Source organism: Halosimplex salinum (assembly GCF_003730195.1).
Taxonomy (GTDB): domain Archaea; phylum Halobacteriota; class Halobacteria; order Halobacteriales; family Haloarculaceae; genus Halosimplex; species Halosimplex salinum.
Genome location: NZ_QWGG01000001.1, coordinates 16511 through 31135 on the forward strand (window position 1 = coordinate 16511; position 14625 = coordinate 31135).

14 protein-coding genes and 1 tRNA gene are annotated in these 14625 nt (G+C 67.2%); 6 read left to right on the plus strand and 9 right to left on the minus strand.

Annotation, left to right across the window (positions count from 1 at the left end):
• Positions 1-10 precede the first annotated feature (10 nt).
• The 3 genes from D1409_RS25315 to D1409_RS25325 are packed head-to-tail and all read right to left on the minus strand — an operon-like array spanning position 11 to position 1139.
• A complete protein-coding gene (locus tag D1409_RS25315) occupies positions 11-568 on the minus strand; it encodes a beta-xylosidase family glycoside hydrolase (protein WP_235853464.1) in 558 nt (185 codons plus the stop codon).
• Positions 469-780, minus strand: a complete 312-nt coding sequence (locus tag D1409_RS25320; RefSeq protein WP_123532849.1) for a DUF7521 family protein — start codon at positions 778-780, stop codon at positions 469-471. The genes D1409_RS25315 and D1409_RS25320 overlap by 100 nt, the downstream gene beginning before the upstream one ends.
• Positions 780-1139: a helix-turn-helix domain-containing protein gene (locus D1409_RS25325; protein WP_235853465.1), complete on the minus strand. Its 360-nt coding sequence runs from the start codon at positions 1137-1139 to the stop codon at positions 780-782. The genes D1409_RS25320 and D1409_RS25325 overlap by 1 nt, the downstream gene beginning before the upstream one ends.
• A gap of 376 nt (positions 1140-1515) precedes the next feature.
• Between D1409_RS25325 and D1409_RS24180 the strand changes: the two genes are divergently transcribed.
• A complete protein-coding gene (locus D1409_RS24180) occupies positions 1516-2574 on the plus strand; it encodes a hypothetical protein (protein ID WP_164471513.1) in 1059 nt (352 codons plus the stop codon).
• A gap of 2 nt (positions 2575-2576) precedes the next feature.
• Positions 2577-4334 carry a carbamoyltransferase family protein gene (locus D1409_RS00115; RefSeq protein WP_123532853.1) on the plus strand — a complete coding sequence of 586 codons (1758 nt, stop codon included), beginning with the start codon at positions 2577-2579 and terminating at the stop codon, positions 4332-4334.
• A gap of 243 nt (positions 4335-4577) precedes the next feature.
• Here D1409_RS00115 and D1409_RS00120 read toward each other — a convergent pair.
• The 5 genes from D1409_RS00120 to D1409_RS00140 all read right to left on the minus strand — a co-directional run bounded on the left by D1409_RS00120 (position 4578) and on the right by D1409_RS00140 (position 8070).
• Positions 4578-4649 (minus strand) — tRNA-Ala (locus D1409_RS00120).
• Between the two features lie 113 nt (positions 4650-4762).
• Complete coding sequence (gene rpsJ / locus D1409_RS00125; protein WP_123532855.1) at positions 4763-5071, minus strand: 30S ribosomal protein S10; 309 nt, start codon at positions 5069-5071, stop codon at positions 4763-4765.
• A 3-nt stretch (positions 5072-5074) separates the two neighbouring features.
• Positions 5075-6343: a translation elongation factor EF-1 subunit alpha gene (gene tuf, locus D1409_RS00130; protein WP_123532857.1), complete on the minus strand. Its 1269-nt coding sequence runs from the start codon at positions 6341-6343 to the stop codon at positions 5075-5077.
• A 240-nt stretch (positions 6344-6583) separates the two neighbouring features.
• Positions 6584-7540, minus strand: coding sequence for a homoserine dehydrogenase (locus tag D1409_RS00135; protein ID WP_123532859.1), 957 nt, complete (start codon positions 7538-7540; stop codon positions 6584-6586).
• Complete coding sequence (locus D1409_RS00140; protein WP_123532861.1) at positions 7537-8070, minus strand: amino acid-binding protein; 534 nt, start codon at positions 8068-8070, stop codon at positions 7537-7539. Before D1409_RS00140 ends, D1409_RS00135 begins: the two co-directional genes overlap by 4 nt.
• Before the next feature lie 169 nt (positions 8071-8239).
• Here D1409_RS00140 and D1409_RS00145 point away from each other — a divergent pair, with 169 nt between their 5' ends.
• Genes D1409_RS00145 through D1409_RS00155 form a run of 3 tightly spaced genes read left to right on the plus strand, consistent with a single transcriptional unit; the run spans position 8240 to position 11167 of the window.
• Positions 8240-9418 (plus strand): hypothetical protein, encoded by a 1179-nt coding sequence (locus tag D1409_RS00145; protein WP_164471514.1) that lies wholly within the window; start codon positions 8240-8242, stop codon positions 9416-9418.
• 26 nt (positions 9419-9444) lie between these two features.
• The gene (locus D1409_RS00150) at positions 9445-10518 is read left to right on the plus strand and encodes an ABC transporter permease (protein WP_123532865.1); all 1074 of its coding nucleotides are present in this window, start codon (positions 9445-9447) and stop codon (positions 10516-10518) included.
• The gene (locus D1409_RS00155) at positions 10511-11167 is read left to right on the plus strand and encodes an ATP-binding cassette domain-containing protein (RefSeq protein ID WP_123532866.1); all 657 of its coding nucleotides are present in this window, start codon (positions 10511-10513) and stop codon (positions 11165-11167) included. The genes D1409_RS00150 and D1409_RS00155 overlap by 8 nt, the downstream gene beginning before the upstream one ends.
• A gap of 175 nt (positions 11168-11342) precedes the next feature.
• Here D1409_RS00155 and D1409_RS00160 read toward each other — a convergent pair whose 3' ends face one another.
• Positions 11343-13532, minus strand: coding sequence for an elongation factor EF-2 (locus D1409_RS00160; RefSeq protein ID WP_123532868.1), 2190 nt, complete (start codon positions 13530-13532; stop codon positions 11343-11345).
• 292 nt (positions 13533-13824) lie between these two features.
• On the opposite strand from D1409_RS00160, the gene D1409_RS00165 reads away from it, so the two are divergent.
• On the plus strand, positions 13825-14622 hold the full coding sequence (locus D1409_RS00165) for a DUF5781 family protein (RefSeq protein WP_123532870.1): 798 nt from the start codon (positions 13825-13827) through the stop codon (positions 14620-14622).
• The last annotated feature ends 3 nt before the right edge of the window (positions 14623-14625 follow it).

Genomic DNA, 14625 nt, shown 5'->3' on the forward strand with positions numbered 1-14625 from the left:
TCCTGGTGTTTCAGGATTCGTAGACGAAGCGTTCGACCACCGCATCCGACTCGCACGTGGTTCCGTGCCCGGTCGCGCAGGGACCGAGGAAGACGCCCGTGAACCCGGTGGTCACCTTCGTCGAGAGGGAGCGAGCCGCCCCCGAAGCGAGTTCTTCGCCGTCTACGCGGAAGCGGTACTCGTCGGTATCGGCCGCCACAGTCAGGTCGGTCGATGCCCCGACCGGGGTGCGTCCGACCACTTCCGTCGCGTCTCCGATACGGAGACGGACGACGGCTTCCCGCCGACCGTTCCGACGGGTCACGCCGAGTTGATAGCGGTGCCGTTCGTTGGCTACCACTGCGAGGCCGGCCTCGTCGCCGTCGACTGGGTCGAAGGACAGCGACATCTCGGCCCGACAGTCGAAGGCCGTCTGTCGCCGGCCGACGAAGGTCGATCCGGATTCGTCGAGGGTTTCCGGCCGCGATGCTAGTCGGCCTGCCGCTGAACGCCGTCGGGCGTCTCGGCGGCTACTCCCGGGACGAACAGGGAGAGGGCGATGAACGTCATCCCCAGTCCGACGAAACACGTCTGGATCAGGCCCGAATGTAGCGTCGATAGCTGGAACACGTTGTAACAGATCCCCTCGAGGACCGAGCCGACGCTCAGGAACGTAAACCCGCCGGCCACCGCGAGCAGTCGCTGGCTTCGCTCTCGCTTCGCCGCTCGATAGCCCTGAAACGCGACGAACAGACCGAGCAAGACGATGGCAGCTTTCGCGAGAAGGAGTCCGACGAACACTACTTCCACCCCGATTGCATCGCGTCCCAGATAGCGCGGAAGCGGTCTGGTGCGTCGTTGCGTCGTTCGACGTCGATCTCGAGGTCCCCGTCTTCCAGGGTGACAGCGAGTCGGTCGAGGTTCGACTCGAACCGCCTGTAGTGGTTGCCGTCGGCCCGGATTTCGACTCGTTCACGGAGGAGGCCGACGTCGAGCAGGTCTTCGATACGGCGGTAGATCGTCGCGAGCGATGCGTCGCAGTGGCCTTCCAGCCGCTGGGCCGACATCGCCTGCTGGTCTGTCGCCGTGAGGATGTGCTTGCCGATGTCGTCACTGATCACGTCGATGATCCGATCGTCCGGTCGCTCTGCTTCGGCCACGGGAGGGAGTGGGACTGCCGAAGATATACTTATCCGCCGGCTAAACCGGTCGGCGAATCGGACGAACCGGCTGGCAGGTGTCGATCGCGCGTCCGACCGCTGGCCCGGACACGGACGATCCGAGCGTTTGCAGCCAGTGCGAACACGCTGGCATATTTATTCTGAACAGTCGCCTCTGCCCGGACACAGTGACCGCCCGACGCGATACCCGTCCGATTGCTGTGACGCGGACCAGCCAATGGAACGACGAGCGTGGATCGACTGAACGGCCGGGCCGCTCCGTCCCCGTGGGGAACGTCCACCCGGACGGTGGGTCACCCGAGACACGCGCTTCACGCGAGGGGAGACCGAACGCACTCGACGCGAGGGCGAACCGATGACGGACCGGCGAGTGACCCGACGGCGGGTACTGCTCGGCACCGGGGCCCTCGTTGGACTGGCAGGGTGTTCCGGCCTCACCGAGAGGGGCACGGAGTCGACCCGCTCGTCACCGACAGGGAGCGACTCGACGGCCACGGACACCGAGGGCGCCGTCGCGCCCCCGGAGACCGAGTCGATGACCAGGACCGCGACCGAGACCAGAACCGCGACCGCGACCGAGACCGAAACCCCGGCCCCGACAGCGACCGATGCCGGGCCCGGATACAAGCAGGACCACTGGCACGGACGGCTCTTCTTCGAGATCGACGGCGAACTCGTCGACTTCGACCAGCCGAACTACTACCTGGACACCATCGAAGACGAGCGCCCGGAGACGGTGTACTTCCACTTCCACGACGGGGCACACGGTCCGAACGAGTGGAGTAACGAGAAGCGGATCGTCACGTTCCAGCGGGCCCTGAACCTGCTACCGGGTATCGGGTACGAACGACGCGACGGCGCGCACCGCGTCACCTACGAGGGGACGGCGTACGACGCCTCCCGGACCGGGACGGACGTCACGATCCACCGCGGGACAGAGCGGATCGACCCGACGACGTACGAGGTCCGCCACGACGACAACTTCTGGGTCACCGTCCAGACCGAGGAGGGTACCGGATCCGCTACAGACGAGCGCAGCGGCAAGCTCGTCGTCGACGTGAACAACCGCCGGCTCGAGTTCGGATCGGCCGCACGGCAAGCCGGTTCGGACCGGTTCGAGTTCCGGGACGACGGCGAGCCCTACACCTGGTACAGCGCGGGCGATCCGGTGACGCTGGAGCGCGCGCTCGCGACCGTCCCGTACCTCTCCTACGACCGCAGTGGCGGGGGCCACGTGGTCAGGTACGAGTCCGGCGACGCCCTCGCGGGAACCTACCGCGAGACCGCCGACGCGACGCAGATCATCGCCCGCCAGCGTACCACGCCCGTCGATCCCACCTCGTACACGCTGCAGGACGGCGACATCGTCTGGGTGTACGTCCACACCGCGAACGCTCCCGACAACGAACACTGAGCATGTCCGGGTACACACTCGCGTTCAAGCCGGCGATCGGTCTGTACGGACAGCACGACCCGAGCGCCGTCCTCTTCGAAGACGGTCGCCTCGTGTACGGGATCGAGGAGGAACGGCTCACACGCCAGAAACACGCGGTCGACACGTTCCCGGAGCGGGCGATCCAGTCGTGTCTCGACTACCGCGACCTCGCCCTGTCGGATGTCGACCGGGTGCTTCTGCCCTACGACCCGACCCTCCGGTCGAAGCTGATTCCGCACCACGTGCGGGACGCGTTCCGCGTGGACGGCGCAGTCCGGACGCTCACGTCCGTCGAGACCCTCGTGAAGACCCAGGCGAAGAGCCGGTTTTTCCCGAGGCGTGAGGTCGAGTCCAGGCTGGCCGCGCTCGGCGACTCCGTGCCGCCGATCGAGACGCGGTCTCATCACGCCTGTCACGCCGCGAGCGCCTTCCATCCGTCCGGCTTCGAACAGTCGCTCGTGCTCACCGTCGACGCCAAGGGCGAGTACGACTCGACGGTGGTGTGGTGCGGCGACGCGGACGGCCTCGAACGCGTCCGAACCTATACGCACCCCAACAGCCTCGGTCTCTTTTTCGCCATCGTCACCGAGTACCTCGGCTACCGGATGTTCAACGGCGAGGGGAAGGTGATGGGGCTCGCCCCCTACGGGAACGAGAACCCGTCTGTCGAGCGAACGCTTCGGTCGCTGATCGACACGGGCGTCGACTACGACGTCACGGAACTCACCCGTCGATGGGGGACAGGACACGGCGTCCGCCGCCTGGAGGCGGCGTTCGACCGCGACCGGACCGAGACGCCGGAGGAGTTCACCCAGTGGGAGAAGGACCTGGCGTACACCGCGCAAAAACTCCTCGAGGAGACGGTGCTCGCTATCGTCGAGGAGTACACCGAGACGGTGGGCAGCGATACCCTCTCGCTCGCCGGCGGCGTCGCCCTCAACTGCAAACTGAACAAGCGACTTCGAGAGTCAGACGCCGTCGACGACGTCTTCGTTCAGCCAGTGGCGCACGACGCCGGCCTCGCCGTCGGTGCGGGCCTGCTCGAGCGGTCCCCCGCGGAAGTGCCGCAACTCGAAACTGTGTACTACGGCCCGGAGTACGACGCCGACGAGATTCGAGACCTCCTGGAGTGGAACAAGATACCGTACAGCGAGCCCGAGGACACCGAGCGCGTCGTCGCCGAACGTCTGGCTGACGGCGATCTGGTCGGGTGGTTCGACGGTCGCCTCGAACTCGGCCCCCGGGCGCTCGGGAACCGGAGCATCCTCGCCGATCCGCGGACCGCCGAGTCCCGTGACCGTGTGAACCGGTTCGTCAAACACCGCGAGGAATGGCGGCCGTTCGCCCCCTCGATGCTGGAAGCGGCAGCAGACGAGTACCTCGTCGACGGCGAAGCAGCCCCGTTCATGATCTCGGCGTTCGACGTGGACCCGGCCAGGCGCGACGAGATCGAGGCCGTTCTGCACCCGGCCGACGACACGACACGCCCGCAGACTGTCGCCCAGCGACAGAACCCGCGGTACCACCGCCTTATCTCGGAGTTCGCCGATATCACCGGCGTTCCGGTCCTCCTCAACACGTCGTTCAACGACCACGCCGAGCCCATCGTCACGACGCCGACGGAGGCGCTGAAGGACTTCTTCGGGATGGGGCTCGACGTCCTCGCCTTCGAAGGCCTCGTCGTCGAGAAGTCGACTATCGAAACCGACAGACCGGCCGTGCCCGCCAGGACCACGTGACCCCCGCCGCCTCCGCCAGGTTGTACAGCACGTCCAGAATCACTTCTCGTTCGGCGGTTTCGGAGTCGATCTCCGTGAGGGAGGTATCTGAGACTCGGACGTCCTCGAAATCCAGAATCCGAACGCAATCTGCGGACAGTTCGACTATCTCGGAATCGCGTGAGGATCGGAATGGACTCGCGGGGGTCTCGCGAACGTAGTGAGTGAGACCTCGCGAGGAAATGACCGAACGAAGTGAGGGAATGGACTCGCGGGGATTTGAACCCCGGGCCTCTTCCTTGCGAAGGAAGCGATCTGCCACTGATCTACGAGCCCGCGTATATCGCTCACACCGCGGACGGGATAAGTCCTGCGCGTGAGAGCGGCTTCGGGAGTCAGTCACACGGACGGGGTCCGGCGACTGCGGTGGCGCGTGCCACCGGGTCGGTTCAGTCCTCGAGGACGATCTCGATGGAGACGTCGTTCGGGACCTGGATGCGCATCAGCTGGCGCAGTGCGCGTTCGTCGGCGTCGATGTCGATGAGACGCTTGTGGACGCGCATCTCCCAGTGCTCCCACGTCGCGGTCCCCTCACCGTCGGGGGACTTGCGAGTGGGAACCTCGAGCGTCTTGGTCGGGAGCGGGATGGGCCCCGACAGCTCGACGCCGGTCTTGTTGGCGATGTCGTCGACCTCGCCGCAGATCGAGTCGAGGTCTTCGGGACTGGTGCCGGCCAGCCTGACGCGTGCTTGCTGCATGAGTTATTCGCGCTCGTTGACCTTCATGACCTGACCGGCTGCGATGGTCTGGCCCATGTCGCGGATGGCGAAGCTCCCGAGCTCCGGGATCTCGCTCGCGGACTCGATGCTGAGCGGTTTCTGCGGTCGGATGGTGACGACCGCGGCGTCGCCGTTCTGGATGAAGTCCGGGTTCTCCTCCTCGGCCTCGCCCGTCGCGGGGTCGATCTTCTGGTCGATGGACTCGATGGTACACGCGACCTGTGCCGTGTGGGCGTGGAAGACCGGGGTGTAGCCGGCCGTGATGACCGACGGGTGCTGCATCACGACGATGCGGGCCTGGAAGGTCTCGGCGACCGACGGCGGGTCGTCGGCGGGACCACAGACGTCGCCGCGGCGGATGTCGTCCTGGCCGATGCCGCGGACGTTGAATCCGACGTTGTCACCGGGGCCGGCCTGGGGCACCTCTTCGTGGTGCATCTCGATGGTCTTGACCTCGCCACCGACGTCGGACGGCTGGAAGGAGACGTTGTCGCCCGTGTTGAGCATCCCGGTCTCGACGCGTCCGACGGGGACGGTACCGATACCGGAGATGGTGTAGACGTCCTGGATCGGGAGGCGCAGCGGCGCGTCCGTCGGCGGCTCCGGCTCGGGCAGCGCGTTGAGCGCCTCGAGCAGGATCTCGCCGTCGTACCAGTCCGTGTTCTCGGACTCGCTGGCGATGTTGTCGCCCTCGAAGGCCGAGACGGGGATGAACTTCGCGTTCTCCGTGTCGAAGCGAACCTGGTTGAGCAGGTCCGTGACTTCCTCGACGGCTTCCTGGTAGCGACCTTCCTCGTAGTCGACGAGGTCCATCTTGTTGATGGCGACGATCATCTCGCCGATGCCCAGCGTGCGGGCCAGGAAGACGTGCTCCTGGGTCTGCGGCTGGACGCCGTCGTCGGCGGCGACCACGAGCACGGCGTTGTCCGCCTGGGACGCGCCCGTGATCATGTTCTTGACGAAGTCGCGGTGGCCCGGACAGTCGACGATGGTGAAGAAGTACTCGTCGGTGTCGAACTCCTGGTGGGCGATGTCGATGGTGACACCGCGCTCTCGCTCCTCCGCGAGGTTGTCCATGACGTAGGCGAACTCGAAGCCACCCTTGCCCTTCTCCTCGGCGTCTTCTTTGTGCTGTTCGATCACGTGCTCGGGGACGTTCCCTGTCTCGTACAGGAGTCGCCCGACGAGCGTGCTCTTCCCGTGGTCAACGTGGCCGATGATGGCCAAGTTCTGGTGCGGTTTGTCGCTCATTGGTGTATCTCACGCGCAGAGGCGCTATGTGGAAGTCTTTTGGCGGTTAGTGTTAAAACCATTTCGATAGCGCCTCCACGATATCCCGCCGCCGTCTTGCGATTTGGCAACCGGTCCCACGGATCGCACCCTGTGGTCTGTCCGCCGGTGCGCGCGTGGGAGACATCTCTCTCGGTGGAACGGAACCGGGGAAACTCTCGGCGGAAGACGGTCGGAGAACCCAGCAGATCCGGAGGACGGTCAGTTCTCGTCGAGCCGACCCACGTCGGCCAGCACGGCGGTCGCGGTCTCGGGGCCGCCCGCGCCGCGCCCGGAGACGTTGAGGCGGCCGGCGTGTTCGGTCTCCAGCTGGACGATGTTGTTCGTCCCGGTCACGGCGAGGGTGCCGTTGGCGGGGACGAGGCGCGGTCCGACGCGGACCTCGCCCGCGGCGGTCACTTCGCCGATCAGCCGGACGGTCCGGCCGTCCTCGGTCGCGAGGTCGAGCGCGCTGCCGGGGATCTCCTCGATGCCCTCGACCTCGGCGTCTTCGAGCGTGTACTCGCGGCCGTTTCCGTGAAGGACGTTCGCGAGGATGACGAACTTCAGCGCGGCGTCGGTGCCGTCGACGTCGAAAGTCGGGTCGGCCTCGGCGACGCCGAGATCCTGGGCCTCCGCGAGGACGTGCTCGTAGTCGAGCCCCTCGGCGGCCATCCGCGTGAGGATGAAGTTGGCCGTCCCGTTGAGGACGCCGCGGACCGTGGTGATGTGGTCCGCGTCGAAGTCGGCGATGGTCGAGAGGACCGGCATCGCGCCGCCGACGGTCGCCTCGAAGAGGACGCGGCCGTCGCTCTCGCGCTCCAGCTCGCGGAGGTCGGCGTACCGCTCGGCGACGGGGCCCTTGTTCGCCAGCACGACGTGCCGGTCACGTTCGAGTGCCGTTCGAACGTGCCCGAAGCCGGGCTGAGCGTCGCCGAGCGTCGTCGGCGTCGCCTCGACGAGCACGTCGTACGCGCCGTCGAGCGCGTCGTCGAGCGTCGCCGTCCCGACGACGCCGTCGGTCTGTTTCGACTCCAGCGCGCTCGCCACGTCGATCCCGTCGGGGTCGACGACGGCCGAGGAGGAGTCGGCCAGGGCGGTGACAGTGTGGCCGTAGTCGGCGGCGAGTTCGGCGACCGAGGACCCGACGGCGCCGGCGCCGAGGACGGCGAGTCTCACGCGGCATCACCCGCCGTGAGCGGCTCGATGAGACGGAGGTCCTTCTCGTGAGCGATGTCGCGGACGGCCGCGAGCGTCGCGTCGGTCGCGCCCGCCTCGGCGGCCAGCCGGAGGCGTGCGCTCGACACGTCGTCGGTGCCCTCCGGTGCCGACAGCGAGAGGTCGGTGACGGTCGCGTCGGTCGACTCCTGGATGCGCGAGAGCGTGTGCGAGAGGTCCGTGTCGACGATGTGGCCGGAGACGACGATCGTCAGCGACTCGCTGTAGTGCTGGGTGCCGGCCTGGATGACGTTGATGCCGGCGTCGCGGAGCGCGTCGACGATCTCCTCGAAGCGCTCGGGCGTCGCCTCGAGGTCGACCTCGACGGGGATGTGACCCCGTGGTGTGAGGTTCCCCCGCTCGTGGAAGATAGAGAGGAGGTTACCGCCGTTGTCCGCGATCGGGTGGAGCGCCCGGAGGAGCTCGCCCGGCTCGTCCACGAGTTCGAGCCTGACTGTGTACGCCCGCACCTCGTCGGTCGAGTCGCTCATCGCCCGATCACCTCCCTGCTGCGCTCGCGTGCACTCATTAGGGATGACTCACTGGGGGCGGCTATATCAATCCGGCCATTCCGGTCGTCGGCTCGCCCGACGAGCCGGCAGCCCGTCTGCTCGCCGAACCGATACCTATTACTGGTCTGTTACTCTACGCACTGACAGAATGCCCTCCCTACCCACAGGCGTGTTGAGTAGTACAGCAGCGAAAGCGGTCGTCGTCGTCGCGTTCGTCGCGGTCGGCGGCGTCGCGGCGGCTCAGATCGGTGTCATCGACGGGATGATGAGTTCCGAGGACGCCGAGGCGCTCGACCAGGTGCCCGACGGCGTCGACAGCGTCGCCGCGATCGACGGGAGCATCCTCGAAGAGGACGTCAGCGAGCGGCTCTACGCGACCGCGTACAACGCGACCGTTCGCCAGGAACTCGAGGCCGAGGAGAGCGAGGAGAACGAAACCGAGATGCGGCGGAGTTCACCGGCCGAGATGGTGCCGGCGAACCTGACCGCCGCGCTCGACGAGGCCGAGAACGAGAGCGGGCTGGACCCGCGCGCGGTCGACGAGGTCGTCGTGTTCAGCCAGGAGCGCAACTTCAGTCAGCAGGACTACGCGGGCGCCGTCGTCCACGCCGACTGGAACGAGTCGGCCGTGGTCGCGGCCGCCTCCAACAGCAGCGACTCTGAGTACGAGAACACCACTGTCGAGGGTGTGACCGTGTACAAACCCGTCGAGAACGAGACCGAAGAGGACGAGATGACCTTCGGCGCGCCCGACCCCGAAGAGTGGATCGCCGTGCTCGACGACGGCCAGTACGCCTTCGGGACCGACGAGGCCGTCAACGACACCATCCAGGTCGAAGTCGGGAACGCGGACCCGGTCGACGGCGACCTCCGCACCGCCTTCGAGGAGACGCGCGACGGCTACGTCCGGTACGCCCAGCGCTCGCAGAACGTCAACGTCACGCGGATCAACCAGACGATGGGCCAGCGAACCGGCCTCAACGTCACCGCGTACGCGCAGGCGTACAACGACCTCCACGTCACCGCCGGGTCGTACTACCTCACGGAGGACAGCCTGGGCTTCGAGTCCCGGACGCTGACGAACTCGACGGACACCGCGCGGGACGTCGAGGACCTCACGCAGGGGTTCATCTCCATCCAGGCCGGCGCCATCCAGAACGAGACGATCGAGAACGAACTCCGCTCGGCGGAAGTGACTCGCGACGGCACGACGGTCACGGTGACGCGCGAGACCTCCGTCGAGACGGCCGAGAAACTCCTCCGCTGGTTCGGGTCGGCCGTCAACGAGGAGCAGACCGGTGACTCGGGCGCAGAACCTGTCGCCTAAGACGGGGCCCGCTTCACTCTACCCGTATGGCAGTCGGACCGCTCCTCGAGAAGGAACTGTTCTGGCTCCGCCGCAACTGGGGAGCGGTCGCGCTGGTCTTCCTCCTCGCGCCCGCGCTGTTCGGCCTCGCCACCGCCTCCTTCGACCAGACGGTCCCCCGCGACGTTCCGGTCGCGGTCACGCCCGCCAGCGACGCCGTCACCGACGACGAACTGGAGGCCGTCACCGGTCTCGTGGGGACGGTCTCCGCCCCTCGGCAGTTCGACTCGCCGGAGGACGCACGGACGGCGCTTCGGCGCGAGCGAGTGTACGGCGTCCTCACGGTCGGGTCCGGGCTCTACGAGAGCGGTGCGAACGTGACGCTCTCGGTCGCCATCGACGGCGGGATGGTGACCTACACGGAGCCGTCTCGCGTCGTGACCGCGACGCTGCGCGACCGCGCCGAGGTGTTCCCCTCGACCGTGACCGTCGAACGGCGGGTCGACGGTCCCCAGCGCACGCTCCCGGAGTTCCTCTTCGCGACGGCGCTCGTCTACCTGCTCGCGGGGTACGCCTTCACGTACGTCCCGTACCACCTCGCCCGCGAGCGGCGGGTGTTCGAGCGCGTCCGCGTCGAGTCGTCGCTGTGGTCGCTCCTCGCGGCCAAGGCCGTGCTGTTCGCGGCGCTCGGCGCGCTCGCGGTCTGTAGCATCGGTCTCGTCGGCGCGGCGCTCGTCTATCGGGTCGCAGTCGCGGACCCGGTCACGCTCGGCGTCCTCGGGCTGACCGGCGTCGCGCTCGTCGCGGTGGGCCTCGGCGTCTCCTTCCTCACCCGCTTCTCCGTGGCCGGGCGGTTCGTCAACGTCGCCCTGCTCGCTGGACTCGTCGCCTTCTCGAACCCCGTGTACCCGACGGGGTTCTTCTCTGCGACCCGGCGGACGCTCGCGGGCTGGATGCCCGTCTACCACGCCACTGTCGTCGTCCGCGGCCTCGCCCTGAAAGGGCTCTCACCGGGGCTCTTCACGGACCGACTCCTCCTCGCGGGCGGGTTCGCCGCCGCCTCGGTCTGCTGGCTCGCGGGCGCGGTCGTCGCCTACGAACGGAGGGGTCGCGATGGATGAGATCCGACTCGACGGCGTGTCCAAGCGCTACGACGGCGTCGTAGCGCTGTCCGGTGTCGACCTCCGGTTCGCGACAGGTGACCTGCACGCGCTCGTCGGCCCGAACGGGTCGGGCAAGTCGACGCTGTTCTCGCTCGTGCTCGGACTCGACCGACCCTCCGCGGGGACGGTCCACCGCCCCGAGGAGCGGGTCGGCTCGGGCTTCCAGACGCCGAGTCTCTACCCCGACCTGACCGTCGACGAGAACCTCCGGGTGTTCGCCGCGATGGGCGACGCCGGCGAGGAGTGGCTCGGGACCGTCCGCACGGAACTGGGGCTCGACGGCGTCCGAGAGCGCGTCGTCGCCGACCTCTCCGGCGGGTACCAGCGCCTCGTCGACGTGGCGCTCGCGTTCGTCCGACGCCCAACGTTCGTCCTCCTCGACGAACCGCTGGACGAACTCGACGACGCGGCCCGCGACCGAGTAGTGGGATTCGTCGCCGACTACTGCGAGGGCGACCGCACGGTCGTGGTCTCCACCCATCACCTCGACGCCTTCGGGCCCTCGCTCGACCGGCTCACCGTCCTCGCAGACGGCGCCGTGCTGTACGACGAGCGCGTCGACGGTCAGGAGGAATATCTGGCGCTGTATCGAGAGCTGGTGGCGTAGCGGCTACACTGGGCGAAACGAGAGAAGGAGGTAGAGCGAGCGTCCGCGCGCCGAAGGCGCGCGGTTCACCGAATTCGCGCTCCGCGCGAATTCGGCTTTTTCACCCATGTTTTTGGCGGCCGGGTTCCCGCAGTGAGCGGAGCGAACGAGGAAACCCGGCCGCGAAAAAGATGGTTTAGAAGTAGTCGATCGCTTCGTGGAGTTCCTGCTTCATGCCCTTGCGCTCTCGGATCTCCATGATCGTCTCGCGCTGGAGGTTGTCGGCCATGACCTGGAAGCCGGCATTCTCGGTGTTCCAGGAGGCGCGGCCCTCGGTCGCCGAGCGGATGTCAGAGGAGAAGCCGATCATCTCGTCGACGGGCGCGACGCCCTCGACGACCATGAGGTCGCCTTCCTGGTACATGTCGTCGACGCGGCCACGACGGCCCTGGATCTCGCCGGAGGCGGCGCCCATGTGGTCGTTGGGCACGTCGATGCGGACCTGCTGGATCGGCTCCAGGAGGCGGACCTCGGCGTCGATGAGGGCGTTGTGGATGGCCTGGCGGGTGGCCGGGATGACCTGTGCCGGGCCGCGGTGGATGGCGTCCTCGTGGAGGCGCGCGTCGTGGAGGCGGATGAGCGAGCCCTGGACGGGTTCCGCAGCGAGCGGGCCGTCGTTGAGGGCCTCTTCCATCCCTTCGAGGACGAGCTCCATCGTCTCGTTGAGGTGCTGGATACCCTTCGTGTCGTCGATGATGACGTTCGTCCCGTGGATGTGCTCCACGTTCTGGGAGGTGTCCTTGTCCATGCCGGCGTCCTGGAGCGCCTCGCGGCGCTCGAGCTCGGGCATGTCCATGGAGGCCTCGCCGTGCTGGATCGTGTCGACGACGTCCTCGGAGAGCGGCGTCACAGTGATGTAGAAGCGGTTGTGACGGTTCGGGGAGATGCCCTCGACCTCGCGGGACTCGGTCTGGGGCGCCTCGCGGAAGACGACGATCGGTTCACCGGTGTTGATCGGGATGCCCTGGTTGCGCTCGATGCGCTGGCCGATGACTTCGAGGTGCAGCTCGCCCTGCCCGGAGATGAGGTGCTCGCCGGTGTCCTCGTTGATCTCGATCTGGATGGTCGGGTCCTCCTTGGCCTGCTGCTGGAGCGTCTCGATCAGCTTCGGGAGGTCGTCCATGTTCTGGGCCTCGACGGACTTCGTGATGACCGGCTCCGAGATGTGCTCGATGGACTCGAAGGGAGTCATCTCGACGGAGGAGACCGTCGAACCCGCGATTGCGTCCTTGAGACCGGTGACGGCGGCGATGTTCCCGGCGGGAACGCGCTCGACTTCCTCGCGTTCACCGCCCATGTAGATACCGACCGACTGGACGCGGTTCTTGCCGGCGGTCCCGGAGACGTACAGCTCCTGCCCTTTCTCGAGGGTGCCGGAGAAGACGCGGCCCGCGGCGATCTCGCCGGCGTGGGGGTCGATACCGATGTCGGTGACCATCATGACGACTTCGCCGTCCTCGTCGACGAACTGCATCGACTCGGCGACTTCGGAGTCCGCGTCGCCGCGCCAGATACGCGGGATACGACGGGGCTGGGCGTCGACCGGGTTCGGGAAGTGCTCACAGACCATGTCGAGGACGACGTCCGAGAGGGGCGTCCGGTCGTGGAGCTCCCCTCGCTTGTCGGCCTGTTCGAGGTCGATGATCTCGCCGAAGTCCATGCCGGTGCGCTGCATCGACGGCATCGAGACGCCCCACTTGTAGAGGGCGGACCCGAAGCCGACGGTGCCTTCCTCGACGGAGACCGTCCAGTCCTCGTCGATGTCGTCCATCTCCTCGGTCATCGCGCGGATGAGCTCGTTGACGTCGCGGATGACGTCGAGGAGTCGCTCCTGCATCTCCTCGGGCCCCTCCTGGAGCTCGGAGATGAGGCGGTCGACCTTGTTGATGAACAGCGTCGGCTTGACGCCCTCGCGGAGCGCCTGTCGGAGCACCGTCTCGGTCTGGGGCATCGCGCCCTCGACTGCGTCGACCACCACGAGCGCGCCGTCGACGGCGCGCATCGCTCGGGTCACGTCGCCACCGAAGTCGACGTGGCCCGGCGTGTCGATGAGGTTGATGAGGTGGTTGGTGTCCTCGTACTCGTGGGTCATCGAGACGTTCGCCGCGTCGATGGTGATACCGCGCTCCTGCTCGTCCTCCTCGGTGTCCATCGCGAGCTGTTCGCCCGCGGTGTCGTCGGAGATCATGCCCGCGCCGGCGAGCAGGTTGTCAGTAAGCGTCGTCTTTCCGTGGTCCACGTGAGCCGCGATGGCGATATTCCGGATGTGCTCCGGGTTGTCCATCAGTGTCTCACATTCCTGTACGATTTTCTTACGTCGGCCCATTATACGGCTCTCTATCAATGCGGGCGTCAAAAGGGTGCTGTTTCCATCTGCGTGTGATCGTAAGGAGCACGCATATCCAAGTGCGGTCGGAGAGCGTCTCGGTGCCGGCATGCCGGCGTTTCCAGGCGGTGACGACGGACGGCCCAGCGACGGAGGACGGCGGTCGCGGGACGGGCGGGGTAGACGGTGTGATCGTCGTCTCGTCCACCGGATTTCGAACCCAGAGTGACACCGGTCGGCCGTGCCAGACCCCCGCAAGAGTAATACTCTCGAAACCCCTGTCTTGTGTCGTATGGACGTGCGAGTGCGCGGCCCCGGCCCGGAGGCGCCGTTTCTCGGGGCGCGCGACCTGTTCGAGACGGAACGGACGCTGAAGCGACCGGTGACCGTCGAGATACGCGAGGATCCCGACGAGCGGACGCGAGTGAGCCACGACGAGGAGAGCCATCTGTTCATCATCTCGCGGCAGGCGGCGACGAGCGCGATGGCACGCGAGCTCGCGCTCCACGAGTTCGCGCACATGCACCACTACGAGCGGAGCCACCCCTCGCACACGCAGTCGATGGAGGAGGTCATCTTCCTCGCGCTCGCCGGACAGTCCGTCGAGCAGCGCAAACTCACCCACTGCTACCAGATCGCGAATCACATGAAAGACATCTACGCCGACGACGTGTGGCTGGAGGTCGCACCCGCGGACAAACTCGTGGCCTTCCTCGAGTCCAGCCTCGCGGCCGCGGTCGCCGACCGGCCGCGGGACCCGCCTGCGTGGGGGAGCGCGGTGACAGCGCCGCGGCAGGCGGGCCCGGCGCAACCGGCCGCGCAGTCGGGTCCGGTCGCCGACCCGGACATCACGGCGGTCAACGCGGCGTTCGCGCTCGGACTCGTCGAGCGACACGACCTCGTCGCCGCGGACCACCGGATGTACGACCTCGCGCACGCGGCCGCTCAGGACGCGCCAGAGGTGGACGTGTCGGCGTTCACGCGTCGATTCCGGACGCTGGCGCGGAATCCCGATGACAGCGAGTACCGGAAGGCGCTCGTGGACGTGACGCGAGCGTACGCGACCGGCGGCGAGCAGGCCGCGGACTGAGAA

Bases quoted from the DNA above. Each gene is read 5' to 3' on its own strand.
- D1409_RS24180 (WP_164471513.1), top strand. From the start codon at position 1,516: ATGACGGACCGGCGAGTGACCCGACGGCGGGTACTGCTCGGCACCGGG.
- D1409_RS00115 (WP_123532853.1), top strand. From the start codon at position 2,577: ATGTCCGGGTACACACTCGCGTTCAAGCCGGCGATCGGTCTGTACGGA.
- rpsJ (WP_123532855.1), bottom strand. From the start codon at position 5,071: ATGCAGCAAGCACGCGTCAGGCTGGCCGGCACCAGTCCCGAAGACCTC.
- tuf (WP_123532857.1), bottom strand. From the start codon at position 6,343: ATGAGCGACAAACCGCACCAGAACTTGGCCATCATCGGCCACGTTGAC.
- D1409_RS00140 (WP_123532861.1), bottom strand. From the start codon at position 8,070: ATGAGCGACTCGACCGACGAGGTGCGGGCGTACACAGTCAGGCTCGAA.
- D1409_RS00145 (WP_164471514.1), top strand. From the start codon at position 8,240: ATGCCCTCCCTACCCACAGGCGTGTTGAGTAGTACAGCAGCGAAAGCG.
- D1409_RS00150 (WP_123532865.1), top strand. From the start codon at position 9,445: ATGGCAGTCGGACCGCTCCTCGAGAAGGAACTGTTCTGGCTCCGCCGC.
- D1409_RS00155 (WP_123532866.1), top strand. From the start codon at position 10,511: ATGGATGAGATCCGACTCGACGGCGTGTCCAAGCGCTACGACGGCGTC.
- D1409_RS00160 (WP_123532868.1), bottom strand. From the start codon at position 13,532: ATGGGCCGACGTAAGAAAATCGTACAGGAATGTGAGACACTGATGGAC.
- D1409_RS00165 (WP_123532870.1), top strand. From the start codon at position 13,825: ATGGACGTGCGAGTGCGCGGCCCCGGCCCGGAGGCGCCGTTTCTCGGG.